The sequence below is a fragment of the Paenibacillus sp. FSL R5-0475 genome (genome assembly GCF_038004585.1).
Lineage (GTDB): Bacteria > Bacillota > Bacilli > Paenibacillales > Paenibacillaceae > Paenibacillus_AQ.
Map to the genome: position 1 here is coordinate 1837296 of NZ_JBBORK010000001.1, position 24569 is coordinate 1861864.

Annotated in this window: 25 protein-coding genes; 22 read left to right on the forward strand and 3 right to left on the reverse strand. The window is 45.3% G+C overall.

Translation table 11 applies throughout. The features are described 5' to 3' along the window. From dhaK to MKX41_RS08100, 5 genes are all read left to right on the forward strand, one after another. Positions 1-1761, forward strand: coding sequence for a dihydroxyacetone kinase subunit DhaK (dhaK, locus tag MKX41_RS08080; RefSeq protein WP_340969462.1), 1761 nt, complete (start codon positions 1-3; stop codon positions 1759-1761). Positions 1762-2045: 284 nt separating this feature from the next. Further along, complete coding sequence (locus MKX41_RS08085) at positions 2046-3020, forward strand: helix-turn-helix domain-containing protein (RefSeq protein WP_340969464.1); 975 nt, start codon at positions 2046-2048, stop codon at positions 3018-3020. 130 nt (positions 3021-3150) lie between these two features. Further along, a complete protein-coding gene (locus MKX41_RS08090; RefSeq protein WP_340969466.1) occupies positions 3151-4140 on the forward strand; it encodes an ABC transporter substrate-binding protein in 990 nt (329 codons plus the stop codon). Positions 4141-4292: 152 nt separating this feature from the next. Continuing rightward, positions 4293-4496, forward strand: a complete 204-nt coding sequence (locus tag MKX41_RS08095; protein ID WP_340969468.1) for a biotin transporter BioY — start codon at positions 4293-4295, stop codon at positions 4494-4496. 141 nt (positions 4497-4637) lie between these two features. Next, the gene (locus MKX41_RS08100) at positions 4638-5537 is read left to right on the forward strand and encodes a glycerophosphodiester phosphodiesterase (RefSeq protein WP_081382910.1); all 900 of its coding nucleotides are present in this window, start codon (positions 4638-4640) and stop codon (positions 5535-5537) included. 35 nt (positions 5538-5572) lie between these two features. Here MKX41_RS08100 and MKX41_RS08105 read toward each other — a convergent pair whose 3' ends face one another. Together MKX41_RS08105 and MKX41_RS08110 are read right to left on the reverse strand one after the other, a co-directional pair. After that, positions 5573-6142 carry a hypothetical protein gene (locus MKX41_RS08105; RefSeq protein WP_076299739.1) on the reverse strand — a complete coding sequence of 190 codons (570 nt, stop codon included), beginning with the start codon at positions 6140-6142 and terminating at the stop codon, positions 5573-5575. A 134-nt stretch (positions 6143-6276) separates the two neighbouring features. After that, positions 6277-7146 (reverse strand): helix-turn-helix domain-containing protein, encoded by an 870-nt coding sequence (locus MKX41_RS08110; protein WP_042188277.1) that lies wholly within the window; start codon positions 7144-7146, stop codon positions 6277-6279. A gap of 123 nt (positions 7147-7269) precedes the next feature. Here MKX41_RS08110 and MKX41_RS08115 point away from each other — a divergent pair, with 123 nt between their 5' ends. The 4 genes from MKX41_RS08115 to MKX41_RS08130 all read left to right on the forward strand — a co-directional run bounded on the left by MKX41_RS08115 (position 7270) and on the right by MKX41_RS08130 (position 12255). Beyond that, positions 7270-8328 (forward strand): Gfo/Idh/MocA family protein, encoded by a 1059-nt coding sequence (locus tag MKX41_RS08115; protein WP_339271371.1) that lies wholly within the window; start codon positions 7270-7272, stop codon positions 8326-8328. Continuing rightward, positions 8325-9182: a sugar phosphate isomerase/epimerase family protein gene (locus MKX41_RS08120; RefSeq protein WP_339271373.1), complete on the forward strand. Its 858-nt coding sequence runs from the start codon at positions 8325-8327 to the stop codon at positions 9180-9182. The genes MKX41_RS08115 and MKX41_RS08120 overlap by 4 nt, the downstream gene beginning before the upstream one ends. A 25-nt stretch (positions 9183-9207) precedes the next feature. Continuing rightward, positions 9208-10101, forward strand: coding sequence for a sugar phosphate isomerase/epimerase family protein (locus MKX41_RS08125; RefSeq protein ID WP_076299742.1), 894 nt, complete (start codon positions 9208-9210; stop codon positions 10099-10101). A 216-nt stretch (positions 10102-10317) separates the two neighbouring features. After that, positions 10318-12255, forward strand: a complete 1938-nt coding sequence (locus tag MKX41_RS08130; protein ID WP_340969472.1) for a hypothetical protein — start codon at positions 10318-10320, stop codon at positions 12253-12255. Between the two features lie 133 nt (positions 12256-12388). On the opposite strand, the gene MKX41_RS08135 is transcribed toward MKX41_RS08130, so the two are convergent. Beyond that, positions 12389-12922, reverse strand: coding sequence for a GNAT family N-acetyltransferase (locus MKX41_RS08135; RefSeq protein WP_340969474.1), 534 nt, complete (start codon positions 12920-12922; stop codon positions 12389-12391). A gap of 363 nt (positions 12923-13285) precedes the next feature. On the opposite strand from MKX41_RS08135, the gene MKX41_RS08140 reads away from it, so the two are divergent. From MKX41_RS08140 to MKX41_RS08200, 13 genes are all read left to right on the forward strand, one after another. Further along, entirely contained in the window at positions 13286-14179 is an 894-nt protein-coding gene (locus tag MKX41_RS08140; protein ID WP_340969475.1) for a LysR family transcriptional regulator, read from the forward strand. Between the two features lie 118 nt (positions 14180-14297). Beyond that, positions 14298-14813, forward strand: coding sequence for a GNAT family N-acetyltransferase (locus MKX41_RS08145; RefSeq protein WP_339271382.1), 516 nt, complete (start codon positions 14298-14300; stop codon positions 14811-14813). Positions 14814-14817: 4 nt separating this feature from the next. After that, entirely contained in the window at positions 14818-15669 is an 852-nt protein-coding gene (locus MKX41_RS08150; RefSeq protein ID WP_340969476.1) for a transporter substrate-binding domain-containing protein, read from the forward strand. A gap of 33 nt (positions 15670-15702) precedes the next feature. Then, complete coding sequence (locus MKX41_RS08155; protein WP_042188294.1) at positions 15703-16488, forward strand: amino acid ABC transporter permease; 786 nt, start codon at positions 15703-15705, stop codon at positions 16486-16488. Further along, positions 16485-17195, forward strand: coding sequence for an amino acid ABC transporter permease (locus tag MKX41_RS08160; protein ID WP_340969477.1), 711 nt, complete (start codon positions 16485-16487; stop codon positions 17193-17195). Before MKX41_RS08155 ends, MKX41_RS08160 begins: the two co-directional genes overlap by 4 nt. After that, positions 17192-17944: an amino acid ABC transporter ATP-binding protein gene (locus MKX41_RS08165; protein WP_076286779.1), complete on the forward strand. Its 753-nt coding sequence runs from the start codon at positions 17192-17194 to the stop codon at positions 17942-17944. Before MKX41_RS08160 ends, MKX41_RS08165 begins: the two co-directional genes overlap by 4 nt. An 11-nt stretch (positions 17945-17955) precedes the next feature. After that, positions 17956-18972 (forward strand): LLM class flavin-dependent oxidoreductase, encoded by a 1017-nt coding sequence (locus tag MKX41_RS08170; RefSeq protein ID WP_340969479.1) that lies wholly within the window; start codon positions 17956-17958, stop codon positions 18970-18972. A gap of 51 nt (positions 18973-19023) precedes the next feature. Further along, the gene (locus tag MKX41_RS08175) at positions 19024-20205 is read left to right on the forward strand and encodes an amidohydrolase (protein ID WP_340969481.1); all 1182 of its coding nucleotides are present in this window, start codon (positions 19024-19026) and stop codon (positions 20203-20205) included. 44 nt (positions 20206-20249) lie between these two features. Beyond that, complete coding sequence (locus tag MKX41_RS08180) at positions 20250-20402, forward strand: hypothetical protein (protein ID WP_340969483.1); 153 nt, start codon at positions 20250-20252, stop codon at positions 20400-20402. Continuing rightward, positions 20351-21376 carry an N-methyl-L-tryptophan oxidase gene (gene solA / locus MKX41_RS08185; protein WP_340974842.1) on the forward strand — a complete coding sequence of 342 codons (1026 nt, stop codon included), beginning with the start codon at positions 20351-20353 and terminating at the stop codon, positions 21374-21376. The genes MKX41_RS08180 and solA overlap by 52 nt, the downstream gene beginning before the upstream one ends. Further along, on the forward strand, positions 21376-21855 hold the full coding sequence (locus MKX41_RS08190) for a DinB family protein (protein ID WP_042188306.1): 480 nt from the start codon (positions 21376-21378) through the stop codon (positions 21853-21855). Before solA ends, MKX41_RS08190 begins: the two co-directional genes overlap by 1 nt. Positions 21856-21930: 75 nt before the next feature. Further along, positions 21931-23268 carry an LLM class flavin-dependent oxidoreductase gene (locus MKX41_RS08195; RefSeq protein ID WP_340969486.1) on the forward strand — a complete coding sequence of 446 codons (1338 nt, stop codon included), beginning with the start codon at positions 21931-21933 and terminating at the stop codon, positions 23266-23268. Then, a complete protein-coding gene (locus MKX41_RS08200; protein WP_340969488.1) occupies positions 23265-24545 on the forward strand; it encodes a M20 metallopeptidase family protein in 1281 nt (426 codons plus the stop codon). Before MKX41_RS08195 ends, MKX41_RS08200 begins: the two co-directional genes overlap by 4 nt. Positions 24546-24569 lie beyond the last annotated feature (24 nt).

The window sequence follows — 24569 nt, forward strand, 5'->3', positions numbered from 1 at the left end:
ATGAAGAAAATTATGAATAAGCCGGAAACGCTAGTCCGGGAAATGTGTAATGGACTTGTCTTAGCGCATCCTGAGCTGGATTTCAACGATAAATTCAAAGTGATTTCTAAAAAAGAGATCAACACCGATAAAGTTACACTTATAAGCGGTGGAGGAAGTGGGCATGAACCGGCCCATGCCGGGTTCGTAGGCAGCGGTATGCTGGATGCAGCCGTGTGTGGCGATGTGTTTGCTTCTCCATCCCAGATTCAGGTCTACCAAGCGATCCGTAGCTCTGCTAGTAAAAAGGGAACGCTGCTTATTATTAAGAACTACAGCGGTGACATCATGAACTTTAAAAATGCGGCTCATCTCGCAAGTGAAGATGGCATACAAGTGGAATATGTCAAAGTAGACGATGACATTGCCGTTGAAGACAGTCTCTATACCGTAGGGAAACGAGGGGTGGCCGGAACTGTTCTCGTTCATAAAGTAGCCGGGGCTGCGGCAGAAGCAGGACTGTCCCTGTCGGAAGTAAAAGAAGCGGCGCAACATGCGATTGACCATGTTCGCACCATCGGCTTCGCCTTTACATCTTGCACCGTTCCTGCCAAAGGAACCCCGACGTTCCATATCGAAGAGGATGAGATGGAATACGGTGTTGGAATTCACGGTGAACCTGGAATTCGCAGAGAAAAAGCCGTGTCAGCGGATGAACTCGCGCAGCGAATGGTTACGTCCTTGCTGAGCAACTTGCAAATGAACGATGAGTCGCAGCAAGAAGTTGCAGTTCTGATCAATGGATTTGGTGGAACACCACTGCAAGAGCTTTATTTGTTGAATAATTCTGTGATCCGTGAATTGACGGCGAAGAATAAGCAAGTGTTTAAAGTATTTGTCGGCAACTATATGACCAGCATCGATATGGCTGGCGCATCAGTGTCGATTATGAAGCTGGATGAGACGCTGAAGAAATGGTTGTCTGCTCCGTGTGATACACCGGCATTGTCGGTTAAAGGTCCATTTGAGCCTGTAAAATATACGGAAGTCATCAAGGAAGAGAAAGCAGACAGCACGGTATCCTTCAAGAATAATACGGATGCTGAAGCAGCGATAATTAAGAACAACCAGTTTTCCTTACAAAATATCGTATTTTTGATCGATCAAATGAGTGAGGTCATTATCGAGAATGAGGTACCGTTCTGCGAGCTAGACGCCCACGCCGGAGATGGTGATTTTGGGATGAGCGTAGCCAAGGGCTTTAAGCAGTTGAAAGTAGAATGGGAAGATATTCTAGCTAATCATCACAGCGATATCGGTGACTTCCTTGATGCTTGTTCATTGATCATTATGGAGCATTGTGGAGGAGCTTCCGGGCCGATCTGGGGATCGGGCTTCCGCGCTGCGAGCAAGACTGCGCTGCAGAAGCAGGAGTTATCCATTCAGGAATTTGCTAATATGATGCAAGCGGTCGTTAAAGGAATTCAAGATACGGGCGAAAGGTCTTTCGGGAGAGGTGCTGTCGTTGGTGACAAGACTTTAATTGATGCGCTTGTACCTTTTGCGGATGCCTGGACACAAAGCGCAGAACAAGGAGAAGATATAAAGCTGGCAGCTATCAAAGCTGCTGAAGCGGCAGTTCTCGGTGCCCGGAAGACTTCCGATATCGTCGCCCGTATGGGAAGAGCAGGCACAGTAGGTGAACGCAGCATTGGTTATCCGGATGCAGGAGCTTACGCGCTTGGAGTTATTTTCACAGAGCTAGCTAAAGCGATGAGATAAGAGATAATATAAACTGAATCCGGATCTGAATAATGCTACGAAAGTTAAAAGCTGATTAACAGAAATCGACACCCCCTTATCCATTAGGATGAGGGGGTGTTTGTATTTGGAATCATACGCTAACACTCCTCATAAACTGTTCGTTGCAGTTTAGCTAATGTCTCGGATATAATAATCTAAATGATAATCGTTATCATTTAATACATGAATAAAGGTGATCTCCTCATGATAAAACACTACATTGGGGTTACAGCGTACTACAGATCTACTGAGGGTATGAATTAATGACAAGAAAATCAATTCATAACATCTATAACGGGTATTTCAATGCATTGTTTGAGACTCCGTCTATAAAGGACACCACAGAGCGAATGCATTTTTCACAACCTAGTGACCATGGATACGTCGATAGGGTTATCACATCTTCCGGGATCGAAATTGTAGATAGTGATTACCGTTTCACTGAGGATCGTTTAGTCCGAGTTCAATCCGAAGCAGCTATGATAGAGCTAAGCTTTTGTCTACAGGGCAGCGGAGAAGTTCATGTAACAGGCAATAGTCACGAGTTGGTGCCCGACAGTTGTTCATTGCAGCTCATGCGAGATTTCCAAGCCGAATTTCACTATCGCAGTGCTGAACCCATCCGTTTACTGTCCATTGGTGTACCGGTAACACTGTTCGATTCATGGATGGTAGAGCAAGGATCTCCACATACTTGCAGTTTATCCGGGCTGTTAGATGCACAATCTTTTCGTATGTTCCGTATGCCTATTCTTCCAGAAACCTCCCGATTATTGATTCAATTGAGAGATTGCCCATATCATATCTCAATGCGCAGGTTATACGCAGAGGGTAAGGCATTAGAACTCCTTTCCGCATATTTCGGCGCTTTTCTTTATGAGCAGAAGCATACAAAACGTAGCTTGCATTTATCTCGCACTGACCGGGAAAGCATTCGGAGAGCCAGGGAAATCATACTCGAGCAAATGGCAAACCCTCCATCACTTATAGAGCTGTCCAAGCTGGCGGGTATTAACGAATACAAATTAAAAGTTGGTTTTAAGGAAGAGTACGGTACGACTGTATTTGCCTATTTACGGAACAAACGTTTAGAAAAAGCATGGGAAATCATGCGTTCCGGGGAGAGTAGTGTTAGTCAAACAGCGACGATGGTAGGTTACAACAACTTCAGCCATTTTGCGGAGGCATTTCGGAAGCAGTATGGAATAAATCCTTCTGAAATAACAAAAAAACGTTAGACAACAAATAAATATCCGCCAAACCGTTATTCAATCCCTCTGTCGGTAGTTCAGCCCTATCAGCAGAGTGTATGATCGGACTTGCTAGTAGTGAGAATGATTATCAACAGATTGGAGAGGGTTGGAAAAAATGTTCAGTTTAAAACGTATCTCTTTTGTCGGAATCGCTTTATTCATGATGGTGATGTTGTACGGATGTGGGAATTCAAGGCAGGAGGCTCAAGGAGAGAACTCCCCACCTGCGGTAAAATCTGATCCCGTCGCTACGAATTCCTCCGAAACACGTACCATTAAGGACGTCAAGGGAGATGTTGAAATACCGGTAAACCCGGTTAGAATTGCTGATGTATCTGGCTCAACTGAAGAACTTTTAGTGCTTGGATATAAACCTGTGATTACCGGGAATACAGACATGGCTAATTCACTGGAAATCACACCTATTCTAAAAAAAGAACTGCCTAATGTAACGCCCGTTGGATGGTTTCAAACGGAAGTTAACTTGGAAGCGATCAGTGCAGCAAGTCCTGACTTGATACTGGCAGGGCCTACGCAAGAGAAAATCTATGATCAACTAAATATGATTGCTCCAACAGTGAGGGTTCCTTATGGCTTTAATGCTTTTAGAGAGCGGTTTGCCTTTGTTGCAGAGGTACTTGATAAGAAAACAGAAATGGATGAGTGGCTGAAGGCCTATGATCAACGTGCTCAACAACTGCATGATCAAATCACAAAGATAACTAATGAAGAAACGTTTGCGGTAATCGAAGCTACAGAGAAAGAAATCCGGATCTATTCCCGCACAGGTATTGCAGATATGATTTTTAATGATCTTGGATTACTCATCGCGCCAGGTACACCGGAACCAGACCTATGGGGAGGAAAAGTAACAAGTCTAGAAGCACTGTCTACCTTTAATCCAGAACACATCATTTTATTATCTGATAATGACCGGAATGTTCTAGACCAAAGTAAGGTCTGGAGCAGCCTAAAAGCTGTAAAATCGAAAAATATATATCGCATGACAAGCAGACAAAATTACAATGAAGCATTCTTTGCATTGGGGAAAGAGGCATTGCTGGAACAAATCGCTGAACAAATCAAGGAACATATCAACAAGTAAAGCTGTTCTGTTTAAAAATGTGTAGCTAAAAAACACTGATCCTAATCTGGATCAGTGTTTTTTTAGTTCGAGATTCTTCCAACTTTATGAATCTAATCAATACATTCAATTTTCCTATGTAGGTTTTTTCATGAAAATCAAAGAATTTGTATATGCTGCATTATTCGCTGTATGTCAGAACTTGGAATCTGATTGTCGTAAATTTGATTTTTGGTGTAATGTTGATTAATCTGATAGGTGCGCCTATCATGGCATTGATTACGAATACTTCCATTTGGGCTAGATTAACAAGTGTGGTGATCTTTCTTCCAGATGATATCATTAAAGCGGTTATTGCAGCCATCATTGCGATATAGCTTAGAATAATCCGCAGGTTTTACATAATTATAAATCAAGAGGAGATTTGATAGGATTATGAATGGTAATTAACTGGATATGATGTAGAAAACAGCACCAAGTAAACAACAATAAATTTTTGAAAAGAAGAGGGAAGTTTTATGCAAAGGATTCAAAATTCTAAAATGTACTTTATATTTATTCACATATTTTTGTTAATCTTATTATGTACCTCAATGTATGCCTATTCTCCATGGATTCGTACTAAAGTGAAGGAAATTCTCGAGCCTGCGGACAAAGTCTATACCATTGCTCATCGTGGCGCTTCGGGATATGCTCCTGAGAATACTATACCTGCATTCGAACTAGCCATTGATATGGATACCGATTATATCGAGTTAGACATTCAGTTAACTAAGGATCGTGTTCCTGTTGTTATTCACGATGAAACTATTAATCGTACGACAAATGGAACGGGGTATGTTAAGAATTATACTTTAGAGCAGCTTTCGAAATTAGACGCTGGCTCTTGGTTTAACGAACAATATCCCATGTTTGCTAGGGATCAATATGCTGGATTACGTATTCCGACTTTAGAAGAGGTATTTGAAAGGTTTGGAAAAGAAGTGGACTATATGATTGAGATTAAAGATCCTGCTTTGAATCCGAATATCGAAACCATATTAAACGAACAAATTGAAAAATATAATCTGTCTGATCATGTTTCCGTACATTCATTTAGTGAGGCGAGTTTACGTAAGCTTCATTCGATTAACCCAGAGATCCCGCTTTATCAAATTGTTTGGTATAATATTCCGGTTTACAAAGTACCAGAGTCTTTTATCAATCGGGTGAAAACTTATGCAGTTGGTATTAGCCCTAACTTTCAAAGAATAAATTCCTCCTATGTGGCACAGGTGAAAAATTCGGGTCTAAAGGTATTTCCGTACACAGTGAATTATCAAGTGAATATGGACAAAGCCGTGGTTTGGGGCGTAGACGGGGTACATACCAACTTTCCTGACCGTTTTAATGAAGTGATTAAGAATAATAAGAAGTGAGGAAGTACGGAAACGGGAATTCAACTATCGGAAATTCATATGCCGAATACATCGATTTCAGAGACAGGATACCATGTTTTTGAATTTACGTCTTTAAAAAAAACTTGAATAGTATAGGTACCTTTTGTATTAAACGAATAAGTAAATTCGTTAGTTTTGAACCAAAAGTTTTCTTCACTTTTCTTAATTTGTTGATTATCGATAGTTTCTGTTTTATCTGCAGGATCAGTGATCGTAAGTTTTATATCTGAAATTTCTGTTTTTAAATGATCTACTTGTAATAAGGTTGAAAAGGCAAACCGCGCAGGGCTTTTTACCTTACCGAAAATCTCTCCATTGTTATCAAGCAATACCATGTTCACATTTGGCTTGTAGATTCGAACCGTTTTACTTGTTTCATCTAAAGCGATTAATGCAAACAAATTTTTAGAGAGCTGTTCAACAGGTAAGAGGATGTCCCCCTCGGATATTACTGCTGCCTGTTTTTGTACCACATTATTGAAATATAATGAAACTTCTGATTGGTTCGATGCGGCATAAATCATTGTTCCCGGTAGAATCATTATACAAAGTGCTAATATAGTCAGTTTAATTATTTTTCTCAATGAAATCTCCTCCTATATTTTTGTTATGTTAATTATACCCATAAGATGGAAGATAGTTTCTTTTATGCAATTAATAAAATAAAAAAAGGGCAGTAGAGGGGATTACCCTTTCCTGACCTTTTTGTTCACCCTAACTAGAACCCTCTCACACTGCTTGGGGGTACTTTTCTATGTTTTTTGAAAGTCCGGCTGAAATAGTAGATATCACTGAAGCCAGTTGTGGTAGCGATTTCAGAAATCGTTAACTGGGTATGCCTTAGCAAATAATCTGCACGGTCTAAACGGACAGCATTTATATATTCCGAAATCGTATGACCAGTTAATTCCTTGAAGAGACGACTGAAATGGAAGCGGCTTAGCCCTGTTAGTGCCGCAAGTTCGTCAACTTGAATGGGCTCCTGGTAATGTGTATCGATATAACGCAAAACAGGTGCGAAGCGTTCAACGGTTTGAATACGTCTTTCTTGCTCAGCCTGTGAGAGTACGGTGACGATATGTCTGCGCAATAGCAACGTTAGCAGGCGGTATAGCTCGGACTTCACGGCCAGCTCATATCCAAATTCGCGAAGTTCCAGTTCCCGAATAATCGCCAGCGCACAGTCTGTAATGTGCTGATCCCCCCGGATATGATTACGTAACAGCAGCTGGTTCTGCTGAATCGGGGCGATGAACTTGGTCTCGGCAGCGTCGCTTACCGCACTATGCAGCAAAGAAGTATCTGCAATGATCGCATAATACAATAAATCAGAAGAAGCGCTCACCCCATAATGCAGCTCGTTGCTGTTCACAGCAACTAAATCACCAGCCCGTACGTTGATCGGTGTTCGTCCGCATTCAAAAACAGCCTCACCGCTTTCAATAAACAGAAACTCAAGATGCTCATGCCAATGATGTGGGAACAACAAAACTCCCTCTTGGTTGAAGCGCTGGGTATGTACTTTAATCGGAAACTCGGGATCCGGCATGTCCATGGGTTCCTGTAGATGTTTATCATAGTCCAACATTTATTGACTGCACCTCCTATAGCACAATTGTACAAATGAAACCGCAAGGTTCTGCATGGTGTTTAGGGTTGAAATCATTATAATACGAATCATAACCTATGCAAAATAAAGGAGAGAATATTTATGGATATGATTAAAATTGGAGTAATAGGAACCGGCTCTATCTCCAGCATGCACTTAAGTGCTTATCGGACTAATCCGCAGACAATCATATATGCGGTTTGTGACCTGAATGAAGAGCGTGCACGAGATGTTGCTGCTGAGTATAACGTGGAGAACGTATACACGGATTATCGTGAATTGCTGGCTAATTCCGAAATAGATGCAGTCAGCATCTGCACATGGAACAACTCTCATGCTGAGATCAGCATCGCGGCACTTGAGGCAGGCAAGCATGTACTTGTGGAAAAGCCGCTTTGCCGCACGGTGGAAGAAGCGCTTCAGGTTCAGCAGGCAGTGGAAAAGAGCGGTAAAATTTTGCAAGTAGGCTTTGTACGACGTTATGACTCTAATGCCCAGCTACTTCAGACATTGGTGGAACAAGGAGAATTCGGCGAAATCTACTATGCGAAGGCAACGACGTTCCGGAGACTTGGTAATCCCGGCGGCTGGTTCAGTGATATTGAACGCTCCGGCGGCGGACCATTGATTGATATCGGCGTCCATGTGATCGATCTATGCTGGTATTTGATGGGCCGTCCGAATCCAGTATCAGTAAGTGCCAATACTTACCGGAAGCTCGGCAATCGTTCCAATATCAAGAATCTTTCTTTCTATAAAGCCGCTGATTACGACGCAGCGAACAATACGGTGGAAGATTTAGCAAATGCACTAATTCGTTTTGAGAATGGAGCTTCGCTGATGGTTGATGTTAGCTTTACACTGCATGCCAAAGAAGACGAGCGCTCAGTCCGCCTGTACGGTGACAAGGGTGGGTTTGAAATTGATCCTGAGATAGTCCTCGTCAAAGAACAGTCGGATACGATCGTCAATATCTATCCGCAGACCGATCATAAGGGGTTTGAGTTCAACAGTGCATTCCAGAATGAGATTAATCACTTTGCGAACAACATCAGCAACGGCTCTACACCGATTAGTCCTGTGCAGGACGGCGTTACAATCATGAAGATTCTCGGCGCGATCTATGAATCCGCTGCCAAAGGCGAAGAGGTGAAACTATGAAGCTAGGAATCAGTACCTACAGTTTGCATTCAGCTTTTTCAACGGGTGAGCTTACGCTTGAAGGAGTCATTGAGACGATCGCCGATCTGGGCGCGGAGCATGCGGAGATTGTACCCTTGGGCATCAATTTGGTTGAGAATCCTGAGCTAATTGATCAGATTGTACGAACAGCAGCAGGTCGTGGACTAGAGTTGTCTAATTATGCTATCGGGGCGAATTTTGCCGGTCTGGAGACAGCGGAAAGACAGCGTGAAGTCGAACGGGTAAAGCGGGAAGTAGACGTCTGTGCGGCGTTAGGCATTCAGCGGATGCGGCATGATGTAGCCTCGTCAAATGATCTATCTATTGCGCACTTTCTGGAAGAGCTTCCACATTTGGCTGAAGCCTGTCGAGAAATTGCCGATTATGCCGCAGGTTTGGGCATCACGACCAGTGTGGAGAATCATGGATACTTTATTCAGCACAGCGATCGTGTACAGGCGTTGGTTCACGCAGTAGGAAGAGATAACTTCCGTACAACACTCGACATTGGTAACTTCCTGTGCGCAGATGAGAATCCGCTTATTGCTGTGACTAACAATATTAAGCTTGCTTCGATGGTACATTTCAAAGATTTCTATATTCGTCCGCAGGATCGCCAGCCTGGCGAAGGCTGGTTCCAGTCTACTGGTGGGAACTGGTTGAGGGGTGCCATCGTTGGTCAAGGAGACATCGATATGCCGAGTGTCATTCGAACCGTTAAGGAAAGTGGCTACGATGGATATATCTCTGTAGAATTTGAGGGAATGGAAGAGTGCCGTAAGGGGACAAGACTTGGGTTAGAATATATCAAGCGGGTTTGGAACCAAATCTAATTCATTTTAAAGGAGGATTATTACCATGGTTAAACCAATTATCACTAACAAAATCGGCGTTATCGTAGACAGTTTTCAGGTCGGAGTAAAAGAGGGGTTGCGCAAGGCAAAAGAAGCAGGGGCTGATGGAGTTCAGATTTATGCGGTGCAAGGTGAATTTGATCCCGCTAACCTTTCTCCTTCAGCCCGCCGTGAATGGAAGGAATACATCGCTTCACTGGGTCTCGAAATCTCTGCCCTCGTTGGAGATTTAGGCGGACATGGATTTCAGGACCCTGCACAGAACCGTGCCAAAATCGAAAAGTCCAAACGCATTATGGAGCTGGCCAAGGAGCTAGGTACAGATATCGTAACTACACATATCGGTATTGTTCCCTCTGACCACACCAGTAAAATTTATGAAACCATGCACATCGCCTGTGAGGAACTAAGCAGATACGCGCATGAGATGAATTCTTACTTTGCGATTGAGACTGGGCCAGAACCCGCTGCGCGTCTGAAGACGTTCCTCGACGGTTTGGGTTCCAAAGGGGTTTCTGTTAATTTTGACCCGGCCAACATGGTGATGGTGACTGGTGATGATCCCGTGCAAGGTGTTCATACACTAAAAGACTACATTGTACACACCCATGCTAAAGATGGTCTCAAACTTGCCGATATCGATCCGCGCGATGTTTACGGTCAATATGGTTATGAAGCACCCGCATTAGACCATGAGAAGATGGCTGAAATGGCCGAGACCGGCTCGGCGTTTCGTGAAGTTCCACTTGGAGCAGGTTCTGTCGACTGGAACAATTATCTGCAAGCGCTGAATGACATCGGTTATACAGGTTTCCTGACCATAGAACGGGAAGTTGGCACTAATCCAGAGGAAGATATCCGCCAGGCTGTGAATTTTTTAAAGGCTTTTCGGGTCTGAACATGGTAGTGATAATGATTAAATAGTTCATCCAACCTTTGGGATAAAAGAGAAGCTGCCTTACAGGAGAACAGGCCTGTACGGTGGCTTTTTTTATTGCTACAAACAATGTTACTTAGTTCAGGATAAGAATCTGATCCAATTGCTAATCTCATTTATTGCAACTTTATCCTCTATTTGGCGTTAAAGAAGAGAGAATACGAAGGGGGAGCCTATATGAAAAAGATAAATCTACTAGCCCTTTTAGCAGTCATTTCAGTAATCATTGTTGGATGTTTCAATACAGGGAATAAGGATAAAGTGAATCAAACCCTGATCGATCTGAGCTCTGTTAATTCCATAACAATCCAGAACGATAGCGGTGAATCCATCACCATAACGGACAATAATTTAATAGAACAATTCAATGAAGCCATACATACTGCTGAGTATGACAGCGCCAAGCTTGATATTGCAGCACCTGATTATGAAGCTACTGTTGAATTGAAGAATAAAGATAACGAAAAGTTCTCATTCTGGATTATGGACGAGAATCATGGTCTTTTCACCAAATTAGGACAAAATGGACATTACAAGCTGCCGGAAACAAAAAAAGTAGTTTTACTTGACTTATTTCAACCCAATGAGCAACAAGTAGAAGCCGATAATCTAAAAATTGACGAAGAAATCAAGCGAATCACAGTAGCGAAATCTCTAGCACATGGTTCAGTGAATGCTAACATAAAGGCTGAATACATAGATCATGAAAGCATAGAAACTTTCGTCCGAGCCATCCGTACCGCTGTACAAATACCAGGAAATTTAAATACCGCAACGCCTAACTACGATATTGTTCTAATTTCAAATAATACTAAATATGCCTTTCATCTATGGATTAACGAAACAAGCGAGCAAGGCATGTTAATGAATGTGAACGAAACAAGCACAGGCTATACACTTACTAAGGAATCAACTGTCGAGTTAAAAAAGCTTATATTCTTGGAAGCAAACTTTAAGGGTCTGGAGTTTAATGCAGTACGGAGCTCAAATGGAGAACTGGTGGCTAAACCAATTGGCATAACCGAAAATAACTATCTATTAAACGGTGGGGCAGTGGTTGAATTACAAGGAATCTTATATCACACCATTCATTTTTTCTATGGCGACCATAATGCAGTTAACGCTTTACTAGCCCATGATCCTGCTACGGATGAGGTGATGGTGAAATGGAGCGATGAGCTGATCGATACCGATAACCGTTGGAACAATGCATTTATGAACAACTATAATATGCTAATCAAGTTGGACGAGGATCATCTATTATTTCTGGAATCGGATCTGACGAAAGAAGCTGGGAAATATCATTTGTCCTCTTATAATGTTGTTACAGGAGATATTGAGCGACTTCGGGAAGACTTTTGGCCGCTTTCTGATGATTCTGACTACATCTATAAATTCCAGTGGAATGCGGATGAACAAATATTATTTATGCAAAGTTACCTCGGCAATGTATGGTTGTTTGATCTGAGGAAAGGAAAGGACGATGTGCATCTTCTAAAATATCCGGTAATCCCTCACTCGACGACCGGTGCGCCATCCCTGTTTCTTTCACCAACCTTTAAGAGATTTGTACATGATGATGAGAGCGGCCAATTAACCTTTTATGATAATAATGGAGCTTCGCTACGTACTGTGCCGTTACCACAAGAGCAGTATGTACCTTCTGAGAAAATAAAGTGGAACCCGGCGGGCACGATTGCCTGGATGGATACAGCAGAGATGAACCAAAACCGAATCCATGACATCGACATCGATTATTTGAAAATCGCTCCACAAAAAATTAATTTTTATAATCAGGATGGGCTTCCCATCAGCTCTATTAAGACTGAAAGCGACCATGAAGATGCAGCCGTTGAAGTTGTAGGATGGACGGACGCTAATGTAGCTGTGATAAAATCCTATTCCGTAGAACTTTTGTACAAGGATACTATAGGGCTGAAGATTAAGAATGTTTCTTATTATCTCTATGATGTAAAGAAGAAGCAGAAGGGGGCTAGCTTTTCGTCCATCCCCTCCAGCGCAACTGTAATTTTAGATCATCGCATGAATGATGCAGATACTGAAGGCGATATCACTGTGAGTTTTAAAGAAATTACTTATAAAAAAGGAAATTAAATGAGCCTCGGAAGTTCGCCGCAATAATCACATAAGAACATTGGAAGCTTCCCGAGGCTTCTTTTTTATAATTTCAAGACAATGCTTAAGAATGCGTTATATTCATCGAGTTAGTCTGTCTCGAATTTTATAATTATCCTGCTGTATTACGGACTGATGTTAGTAGGTCTAGTTGGAAACCCTGTACCAGGGTTTCCCCGTTCATAAGATCGGTCTCATACGCCCGTTTGAAGCCTAAGCGATAGTAGAGCTTGATTGCTGAAGCCATCATTTCTGAGGTATGCAGATTTAAAGTGGTGGCTCCTAACTCACGAGATCTCCTAGCAGCTTCGTGAATTAGATGGGTTGCAACACCGAGGCCGCGAGCGGATGGGGATACGGCAAGCAGGCGTAGGATAGGGGAGTGAATGCCTAACTCTGGTTTACCGTAAGCCGTTTCCGAGGAGCTAAACAAGAGTGTGCTACCAATGATTTTCTTGTCGATTTCAGCGATGATCCGCATAATCGGGGCATCGCCATGGACAGATTCAAGAAGTGATTTCCGGTACGCTAGCCACAACGGCTCGGGCATAATTTCCGAGTATTGGTGGTAAGCGTCCAGTATCACTTCAGCGATGGCATCACGGTCATTATTCTCAGCTTCACGGATAATAATCTTTTGTGACATAATCTCGCGATCCCCTTTCAGTTAATGTATAGTTCATACGAATGAAGTCATTATAAACGATAATTCCGAGTTATATAAGGGGTATTTTATTATTTTGATAAATGAATAGAAAAGCTCTATATGAAATAAACATAACAGTCGATTATAAAGGGATTCACTATAGCTTCTGTAGTTTCGAATTTTAAATTATTAATCATTTATGAATGAAATTTTGTGAAAATCCGATTATTTTACACGGAATTTAAGTTGACAAAAAATAGGGGGGTGCATAAGATATAAACAAAATCTATAGGAAAGCATCGTTCTATTTCATTGTTTTTTCATCGGAATAGTAAAATTAATATTAGTTTAGGGGGATTAGGGATGAACATTGAAAATATTGAGGCTTTTGTCTACATTAACCATTATGGAAGCTTCAATAAAGCGGCCGAAGTCCTATATATCTCTCAGCCGACAGTTACGGCACGGATTCAATCGCTCGAAAGGGAATTGGATTGCAGAGTGTTTGATCGGTTAGGTAAGCAGATTAGCCTAACGGATAAAGGTAAGCAATTTCTTCCCTATGCCCAGCAGATTCTCCAGATCTATCAGAACGGTAAATATCAGGTTCAGGCCAAGGGGCATATTCCAAATGAACTGAGGATCGGCAGTACTGTCTCGGTATCCAATTATTTAATGCCGCATCTGATGCTTCATTTGAAGCGCAGGTATCCGCATATCACGATCAAGCTGACGACAGCTTCTACGGAAGTATTGATTGATAAGCTGAAATCGAAAGAGCTAGATCTGGCTTTTATCCGTAAGGTCGTAAATCCAGCCATTCAAGCCTTTCCTTTCTGCGAAGACCCCATTTCGCTATATGTAGAGAAGGGGCATCGCTTAGCTAAGGCACAACGTACATCGCTGGAAGATATTCGCCAGGAGAAGTTAGTCTTTTTTGAATGCGGGTCTTTGGATTGGATGCGACTGCATCGTGTATTTGAGAGCATGGAACAGCCACCGAAAATTGAATATCAGGTGGATAACCTGGAGACAGCCAAGAAGCTGGTGTTGAAAAAAGCAGGTATCTGTTTCCTTCCGGCACTTAGTGTGCAAGAGGAAGTAGCAGCTGGGACGTTAGTACGGGTGGATATTGCGGAGACGGAAGGCATCTCCTTACGTACCAGCCTGATTTCACTAAATGGGGAGAACGCTGAATTCATAGAAACTCTACTTGAACTCGGGATTGGTAAAACGGGAGATCGACTAATTGTATAGATGTATTAAAAAACTCTATTAGCGCATGGACACATGCAGTGATAAAGTTAATTGCATATAATGACGACTATTTCGATAGGAATTATAAATTTAATTTCGGAAGGATGGAGGGCTTGCGATGAGTGAGACATACAGACTGGCAGAACTGCAAGATGCGGAGATTTTGCTTGAGGTTACATATCGAGCGTATGAGCTGATTCGTGAGCTCGGGCTGCATTGGCCGGCGGCTACAGCTGACTTGGCACTTATTGAAGACAATATTGCTACGAATGAGTGTTATGTGCTTGAAGTTGATGGAACGATAGTTGCGACGATAACACTCTCAAAAGAAGAAGAGATTAAGAAGATTAGCCCACTGCCTTTTATTAAATGGTTTGCTGCTCATCCGGATTACAGTAACAGAGGTTATGGTGGAAAGCTTCTGGATTGGGTGGAAGAGCACATTATTGCTGGACAATTGGGTTCGGCTGCGGTCACGCTGGCAACGGCGAAGAAGCACCCATGGTTAGTTCAAATGTATGAACGCCGGGGATATGAACGGTTTCTGGAACTGGATCAGCAGAATGGTGACGGCATTATGTATCTGATGAAAAAAACACTCATAGATAAACCACAAATCATTCAAAGGGGATAGAACAATGAAAAAGTCCATTTCATTAGTAATTGCATCGTTATTGACACTGGCGATAGCAGGTTGCGGAAATAACAGTTCGAACAGTAGTCAAAATGGAAATGCAGCCGAAGCTTCGGCAACGGCAAATAGTTCGACAAAGGTAACTAAGATCATCGTAGGCACGGGTACTGCTTTTCCGAAGGTCTGCTTCATAGATGAGAACGGCAAGCTTACAGGCTTTGATGTGGAACTGCTCAAAGAAATCGATAAGCAGCTGCCTGAATATGAATTCGAGTTTCAAACCATGGATTTCAGCAATTTACTGCTGAGTCTGGAAACTAAAAAAATCGACCTGGTTGCCCATGTCATGGAGAAAAATCCGGAGCGGGAGTTGAAATATTCTTTTAACAAAGAAGCCTATGCCCACTGGAGAAACCGCATCGTAGTGGCGAAGGATAATGACTCGATCCAATCACTGGATGATCTTAAAGGAAAAAAGGTATTAGTCGGTGCGACAAGCGCACAAGCGCAAATTCTGGAGAACTACAATAAAGAGCACGACAATGCGATTAATATCGTGTATCAGAACGGTGCAGCGAATGATACCGTCGCACAGATTAGTACTGGGCGTGTGGACGCTACGCTGGCTGCAGATTTTGTCCTGCCGATCATTGATCCGCAGAGTCAGCTAAAAGCTACGGGCGACGAGCTGTCCTCCGCGGACATTCTCTATGTTTTCCGTAAGGATGATGCCGATTCACAAAAGCTGTCAGATGCGATTGACAGTGCGATTAAAGAGCTGAAGACGGACGGAACACTGGGTAAGCTGAGCACGGAATGGCTGGGTGCGGATGTTACAGCGGATTCGGTTAAATGATTGAGCCGGTGAGCACGGGAAGGGAGGGAATATATGGGCGCACAGTTTGATATCAGTTTTGTATTTTCGTTTTTGCCTAAGTTACTAGGGACTTTAAGCACCACGCTTCTGATTGTCGCCTGTTCTCTACTGACAGGAATTATTGTCGGCTTTCTCGTAGCTCTGCCAAGACTTTATAAAGTGCCTGTGTTAAAGACCCTCTCGGAAATCTATATTTCTTTTTTTCGGGGAACTCCGATTCTTATCCAGCTCTTCTTGTTTTATTATGGTCTGCCTGAAATCATGAAGCTGGTCCATGTGGATATGACCCGAACTCCAGTACTTGTCTTTGTTATTCTAACCTACGGTCTGCATACGGGAGCATACATGTCTGAAATGATTAGGGCTTCTGTGATGGCGGTGGATAAGGGGCAGGTGGAGGCTGCATATGCTGCGGGGATGACGGGGTTTCAAGCTTTTACACGAATCGTGCTGCCCCAAGCGCTAGGTATAGCTGTTCCGGTATTCTCCAATCTAGTAATTGCACTACTGAAAGATACGTCATTAGCTTTTACCCTCGGGGTGATGGAAATGTCAGGTAAGGCTCAGACGCTTGGCAGCTTAACACAGCATTTTATTGAAACCTATATCGCGCTTGCGCTTATCTATCTGGTCATCAGCTTTACGATTGAGAAGCTGCTGCTTGTAGCAGAACACCATCTGCTACGGCATGAAAGACGAAATACGCCTGAGAAAAAATTGTTTAAAATCAACAAAAGCTGGTCCTACCGACGCATCATTGCAGAACTGGGACCTGGCAAAGGAGGCACCGGATTATGAAACTGGACCCATCGTTTATATGGACTGCTCTGGTACAAATTCTAAGTGCAATTCCTACGACCTTATATATTACCGTTGTCTCTGTATTGATTGGTTTTGTGATTGGAGTGGCTGTAGCCTTGATCCGGCTATACAAAGTTCCACTCTTGCATCCGCTGGCCGTCGGTTATGTTACGTTCATCCGCGGGACACCGATGCTGACGCATCTGCTGCTTATATATTTTGGGCTTCCTGTGCTGATTGATGGTCTGGCGGCGCATTTCGGCTGGAGCTTTAGGTCGGTTTCGATTCCGATGATCGGTTTTGCTTATATTTCATTCTCGATTACTGCTGGAGCTTATATGTCCGAGGTCGTCCGTTCCGGTCTGCTCGCTGTGGATCGTGGTCAGCTAGAAGCGGCCCACTCTATCGGTATGACTACGCCCCAAGCACTAAAGCGGATTGTTTTTCCTCAAGCGCTGGCGGCAAGTCTGCCTAATCTTTCGAATTCAGTAATCGGTATGCTGCACGGATCTACCCTTGCTTTTACGGTTTCGGTGGTGGATATCAATGCTAAGGCACAGATTGTGGCTTCAACGAACTGGAAGTTTTTTGAGGCATATCTGGCGGCAGCACTGATCTTCTGGGCACTAACATTTCTGATCGAACGCGTGACGTCGGTCATTGAGAAAAGGATTAATCTGTACAATCGAGGTGGAGTAGCATGATCAAACTTGCGCAAATTTCGAAGTCATTCGGTCGGAATCAGGTATTAAACAATATAGATTTAACGGTGACGAAGGGAGAGGTTGTCGTCATTCTCGGCCCCAGTGGCTCAGGCAAAACGACTCTCTTACGCTGCGTGAATTATCTGGAGAGGCCAAGCAGCGGAGAGATCGCCATTGGCGATTTCAAAGTGAACTGCAAACATGCCCGCAAAAAGGAGATTCATCAGCTTAGGCAAAAAACGGCAATGGTATTTCAGCAGTACAATTTGTTCCGTCATAAAACCGCGCTGGAGAACGTGATGGAAGGGCTGTTAATTGTCAAAAAGCTTCCGAAGGACGAAGCGAGAAAGCGGAGTATTGCACTGCTTGAAAAGGTTGGTCTTGCCAGCAAGCTGGATGCTTACCCGAGTCAGCTGTCCGGAGGTCAGCAGCAGCGTGTAGGGATTGCCCGCGCCTTGGCGCTTGAGCCAGAGGTTATATTGTTCGACGAACCAACATCGGCGCTGGACCCTGAGCTAGTGGGTGAGGTGCTGGCTGTTATCCGAAAAATTGCCAAGGAAGGCATCACAATGATTGTAGTCACCCATGAAATGGGGTTTGCTCGTGATGTGGCGAATCATGTGGTTTTTATGGACGGAGGCGTCATTGTTGAAGAAGGAACTCCGACAGAGCTGTTTAATCATCCGCGCGAAGAAAGAACGAAGCAGTTCCTGAAGCGAATCACACCTGAATTTAACTATTCCATATAGGAGGAAAAACAATGGCTATTACAATCAGCGTACTTGATCAAAGTCCGATCTATCCGGGAGAAACGCCAGAGGAAGCATTCCAGCATACCATTAAGCTGGCACAACTGTCTGAGGAGCTTGGATTTCATCGATTCTGGGTTTCCGAGCATCATGACTCTGAGCAGGTAGCCGGTTCTTCTCCAGAAGTACTCATCTCACATCTGCTGGCCAAAACAGAGCGCATCCGCATTGGCTCCGGTGGCATCATGCTCCAGCATTACAGTCCGTACAAGGTGGCGGAGAACTTCAATGTGCTGTCTACACTGGCTCCTGGCCGAGTGGATCTCGGAGTGGGACGCGCTCCCGGTGGACTCCCGCGCAGCACACAAGCGCTTCAGCAGGAAAGAACCGAATCCCCTGGCTTAACGGACAAAATCATCGAGCTGGAGAAATATGTGCATAACCGGCTCGAAGAAAACCACCCGCTGGCTGGGTTGAAGGCAGGTCCCCTTCCTGGTATTCCGCCTGAGCTGTATGTGCTTGGCGCGAGTGTAGGCAGTGCAGAGATTGCTGCTGAACTTGGATTACCTTATGTGTTCTCCCTATTTATTAATAGCGATAAGACAGTAGCGCTAGATGCTATTCGTGCTTACCGCAGCGGTTTTGTTTCTTCACAGGGCAGACAACCGCAAGCAATTATCGCTTTAGCACTAGTGGTGGCTGAGACCGAAGAGGAAGCGAAAGAACTGGCGGGCGCACATAAGTTGATTCGGATTCAGCTGGCAAGCGGGAAGAAGCTAACCGTTGGAACCCGGGAACAGGCGGAGGAGTTTGCCCGCCAGAGCAATGAAACCTATACGATTGAAGAGTTGGAACCAGAGATTACCAAAGGAACAAAGAACTCTGTACGTGAACAGCTGTTGGCACTTTCAGAGGCATCCGGTGTTGAGGAGTTCATCATAACTACGAATGTGCAGCCTTTTGACAAACGGTTCCGCTCCTTTGAGCTACTGAGCGAAGCAATCGCTGAAGTGCCTGCAGAGGCATAAGCGGGCGGATCAGGATCACACGGGAAATCGTTTAAAGGAGGGTGACTGTATATGACTAGTAAAGCTAAAGAGCTGAGTGCGGAAGCGCTTGGAGAAGAATTAATCGGGATACGCCGTCATCTGCATCGGCACCCGGAACTGTCGAACGAAGAATATGAGACAACAAAATATATTATTTCCCTGCTGGAGCAGGCAGGAGTCAGGGTCGTAGATTACGGTCTGTCTACCGGAGTGATCGCAGAAATTGGGGGCAAGCAGCCCGGTCCGGTCATCGCGCTGCGCGCAGATATCGATGCCTTGCCAATCCAGGAGGAAACTGGAGCAGCTTATGCGTCGCTGTATCCCGGCAAAATGCATGCCTGCGGACATGATTTCCATACGGCTGCCTTGATCGGTGCCGCCTATCATTTGAAGCAGCGAGAGGGTCAGTTACTAGGAACGGTACGCCTGTTGTTTCAACCGGCTGAAGAGAAGGCGCAAGGGGCACAGCGGATCATTGCTAGCGGGGCGCTAGAAGAAGTCCGGGCAGTAATCGGGCTGCATAACAAGCCGGAACTGCCAGTCGGAACGATCGGTATTACGGCGGGCCCTTTAATGGCAGCGGCTGACGGGTTTGTGATTGAAGTGCAGGGTGGCAGTTCTCATGCTGCCGTTCCAGAAGCTGGGATAGACCCGATTGTAGCTGCTTCGCATATCGTGACTGCATTTCAATCCATTGTAAGTCGCAATGTCAGTCCCCTACAAAGTGCGGTGGTCAGTGTGACGCAGATTCACAGCGGAAATTCATGGAATATCATCCCCGAAAAAGCCGTGCTTGAGGGTACAATCCGTACCTTTGATGAAACGGTGCGCAGCAAAGTACTTGACCGCTTTCGGGAAGTGGCGACTGGTGTGGCAGCTGCTCTTGGAGCAAAAGCCACTGTCCGCTGGATCGAAGGGCCGCCTCCGGTTATCAACGACGCCGCCTTAGCGGCGTTAGGGGTAGAGTCGGCTGAAGCTCTTGGCTACCGAGCGGTCAAACCTGAGCTTTCACTGGCCGGAGAGGATTTTGCCTTCTATCAGCACGTGGTACCCGGATTGTTCGTCTTTATAGGTACTGATGGAAGCCAAGAATGGCATCATCCAGCTTTCAATCTGGATGAACAGGCACTCCCTGTGGCAGCACGTTTCCTTGCGGATGCGGCTGTACGTTCCCTTGAGTACTACAATTCCGGTGGAGGTGCAGAATTATAGCTGAACATAAAAGTTACGATGTAATTATCATAGGCGCAGGCTCGATGGGCATGAGCGCTGGTTACAATCTTGCGAGGCGCGGAGTGAAGACGCTACTAGTGGATACCTTCGATCCTCCACATACACAGGGCAGCCATCACGGGGAATCCCGGCTGATCCGGCATGCTTACAGCGTGACCCCGCCTACACTGATTTAGCTTTACGGGCAGATACACTATGGAAAGAAGCGGAACAGTTGAGCGGAACAGAACTCCTTGTCCGCTCAGGTGTCTTGAATCTCGCGGATAGCGCAGTGTATTCCTTCAACGGTCGTCTCGAAGAAGCGAAGAAACGGAAGGTGCAGGTCCATCATCTGGATGCCGAAGAGATTCGGCGGCGCTGGCCGGCATTGAACATACCAGAATCATTCGCGGCAATGTATGAACCAGATGCCGGATATTTGTACAGCGAACGCTGTATTTCCGCCTACCGTCAGCTTGCCCTTGGACATGGTGCGGAACTGTTGACGAACACTCCAGTAGTGAATGTCACCGCTCGCGAAGGCAGCGTTACGGTTCATACGACAAATGGCGATTATCACGGAGCGGCAGCTATTCTTAGTGCCGGAGCTTGGTTTGGCAAATTGGCACCTTTTGTACATTTGCCAATTAAAGCAATCCGCAAAGTTGTGGGCTGGTTTGAGAGCTCCCCTGCTTTTGCTGCTGGTAATTTCCCTGGCTTTACGTTAGGAGCAGAGGAAGGTGGCTATTACGGATTTCCCAGCATTGATGGAGCTGGCCTAAAGATCGGCCGGCATGATACAGGGCTGGAATGGAAGCCGGGTACACAGCTTGCCCCGTTCGGAAGTGAAGCCAGCGATGAGGGTGACCTCCGCAAGGTACTGGAGTCTTACATGCCCGGTGCAGCTGGTCGATTGCTAAAAGGTTCTGCATGTAAATATGAGCATACGCCTGATGAAGATTTCATTATAGACTGCCATCCGCTCCATTCCAATGTGCTGATAGCTGGAGGGTTTTCGGGGTATGGTTTTAAATTTTCTAGTGTTGTGGGTGAAATACTGGCTGACATAGCGATCGGTGGAGTTACAACTCATAACATCCAGCCTTTTTCGTTATCTCGTTTCGCACCACCGGATCATTCGCGAACAAGTCATATATTGGAGGGGATTTAATGAGCAGAGTTCAAATCAGTGATTATCTAAGGACGTATCATCAATTAGTAAAGTCGACCGCCGGGTTAACGGAGGAACAACTGAAATGGAAGGCAGAACCCGCCAGTTGGAGTGTGACTGAGGTACTGACTCATCTGGCTGATCACAGCATCGTAGTTTCGTTCCGCATTCGTGATATTCTCGCTGCTACGACTGCACAGCTTCCAGTCTTCAATCAGGATGCTTGGGTCAGCGGTCAGTACGCCAACAGCGGCAATGCTTCCGACAATCTGGAGCTGTTCCGCAGCCTGCTTTACTATAACAGCCTTTTGTTTGAAAGGCTTAGCGAAGAAGATTGGGAGAAAAGCGGAATTAATTTCAAAGGGGAGACCGTGAAAATTTCCGATATCGTACACGGCTTCACTGGACATGTGGAGAGACATCTTGGTCAGATCGAGCGAATCAAACAGGGCGCAGCTAATGCATCGTTTGTGCAATGATTGCTTCCGAAGTCAGTTTTGCATGAAGTGAAATCAAGGAAGCTTATGCTCACAAAACTTTTAGGAGGAATGAACATGACCAAACCAAGACAACTGAAGCTGGGTGCACTGCTGCATGGGGTAGGGGGCAGTACGTCGATGTGGCGCCATCCAGATGCCAAACCAGATGCCAGTGTAAACTTTGAATTATACAAAGAGTGGGTACAGAAGGCAGAAGGAGGCAAGTTGGATCTGATCTTCATCGCAGACGGTCTGTACATTAATGAAAAGTCCATTCCTCATTTCCTTAACCGGTTTGAGCCGCTGACTATTCTTAGCGCACTCGCAGCCGTCAGCACTAACATCGGTTTAGTTGGTACCTTGTCTACCTCGTACAGTGAACCATTTACCGTAGCGCGTCAATTCGGCTCACTGGATGTAATCAGCGGCGGCCGGGCCGGCTGGAACGTGGTGACTTCACCTCTGGAAGGTTCTGCGTCAAATTACAGCAAAAAAGAGCATCCTGACCATGGCAAGCGCTACCGCATTGCCACCGAATATTTGCAGGTGACACGCGGACTATGGGATTCTTGGGAGGATGATGCGTTTGTACGAGACAAGGAATCAGGTGTATTCTTTAATCCACAAAAAATGCATACCCTGGACCATCAAGGAGAGTTCTTCTCTGTGAAGGGGCCGCTGAATATTGCTCGTTCGAAACAGGGGCAGCCTGTCGTATTTCAGGCAGGATCCTCGGAAGTCGGTAAGAATTACGCCTCCAAGGAAGCAGATGCTATCTTCACTGGACACGAAACGCTAGAAGATGCCCAAGCATTCTATAACGATGTTAAGACACGGGTAGCTTCGTTTGACCGGAATCCGGATGAAGTGCTGATCTTCCCTGGAATTGCTCCAATCATCGGTGACACGCCGGAGGAGGCAGAGCGCAAATACCAGGAGGTTGCTGGCCTTGTAACGATTGAGAATGCACTGAACTACTTAGGCAGATTCTTCGAGCATCATGATTTCTCGCAATATCCACTGGATGAGCCGTTCCCTGAGCTTGGCGAGTTGGGGCGCAATAGCTTTCAGAGCGGCACGGATAAAATCAAAAAGGATGCGAAGGAGAGAGGCTTGACGCTTCGACAGGTCGCCTTGCAATCGGCTACCCCACGCAGCAGCTTCATTGGCACACCGGAGCAAGTAGCTGATCAGATTCAAACTTGGTTTGAGAGTGGTGGGGCAGATGGATTTATGATCGCGGCTGCCGTCCCTAACGGACTGGAGGAATTCATCGATCGGGTGGTACCGATTCTGCAGGAGCGGGGTTTGTTCCGCACTGAATACGAAAGTGACACGCTGCGTGGAAACCTCGGCATACCGTTGCCGGAGAACCGTTATTCCAAAGCTTCTCAGCCAGCAGGGCAAATTTGACGGTTGATCCAGTATTCGCAATCCACCAAAACTCGAATATTGCGGAGATGATGCATTACGCCGGTCAGCTGCAGGATGAAATGATTGAATACCGTCGTGATTTGCATGCCCATCCGGAGCTACTGTATGATGTCGTCCGCACTTCTAATAAAGTAGCAGATTTGTTAGAGGAGTGGGGGATCAAAGTACGTAGAAATGTCGGTAAACATTTCGGAATGGGGGTGGTCGGCCTCCTGCAAGGCTTAGCAGACAATGGCAATAGTGGGCCCACTCTTCTTCTTAGGGCAGATATGGATGCCCTGCCGATACAAGAGTGCAATGAGTTACCTTACAAGTCAGTCAATGACGGCATCATGCACGCCTGTGGCCATGATGCCCATACCGCTATGCTGTTGGGGGCTGCCCGAACCTTGGCAGCCTTCCGGGAACGATTGATGGGTACGATCATTTTCGTCTTCCAGCCAGCTGAGGAAGGCGCGGACAAGAGTCCGCTTGATGGAAGATTACTCTCAGGCGGCCGCGATCTCATTGAGGATAACGTGCTGGAAGGTGTCGACTATGCCTACGCGCTACATGTCATGCCAGAGCTTCCGGTCGGAACGCTTGGTATTCACCCTCATGATGCCATGGCAGCGTCAAGCCATTTTAAGGTGGAATTTCAGGGGACATCCGGTCATCATAGTGCTCCGCACAGAGCTGTAGATGCGATCCAGATGGCGGCACGATATATAGGAGAGATTAACGGAATGATGGCTAATCGAATCGATCCGCAGGAGGCGGCGGTGTTGGCCTTCGGAACGTTGCAGGCTGGTACTGCTGTTAATGTGATCGCTGAACACAGTGAACTGACAGGAACATTCAGAGCGTTTACCAAGACGACGGTAGTTGCAATTACAAATGGTTTACAGCGCCATGCTGCAGCTATAGCTGAGTCTTACGGAGGGAAATACAAGCTGGAGCTGCGTGAAGGAATTGCAGTAGTGAACAACGCGGAAGCGGTTCAGCAGGTGCTTCACGCAGCCCGTGCAGTTCTAGGAGAGGACCAGGTAATACTGCTGGAGCAGCCAAGTCTGGCTGGTGAGGATTTTGGTTGGTATCTTGATAAAGTTCCTGGTGCCTTCGCCTTTATTGGTTGCGGTAATAAGGAGAAGGGAATAGTCCATGCTATCCATCAGCCACAGTTTAATATCGATGAAGCGATGCTAGGTCATGGTGCGAGGATACTGGTTAGACTCGCAATACAGCATAATGGATCGGCCAGCGGTAAAGAAACGTAAAAGGTACCCAACTAGGGTACCTTT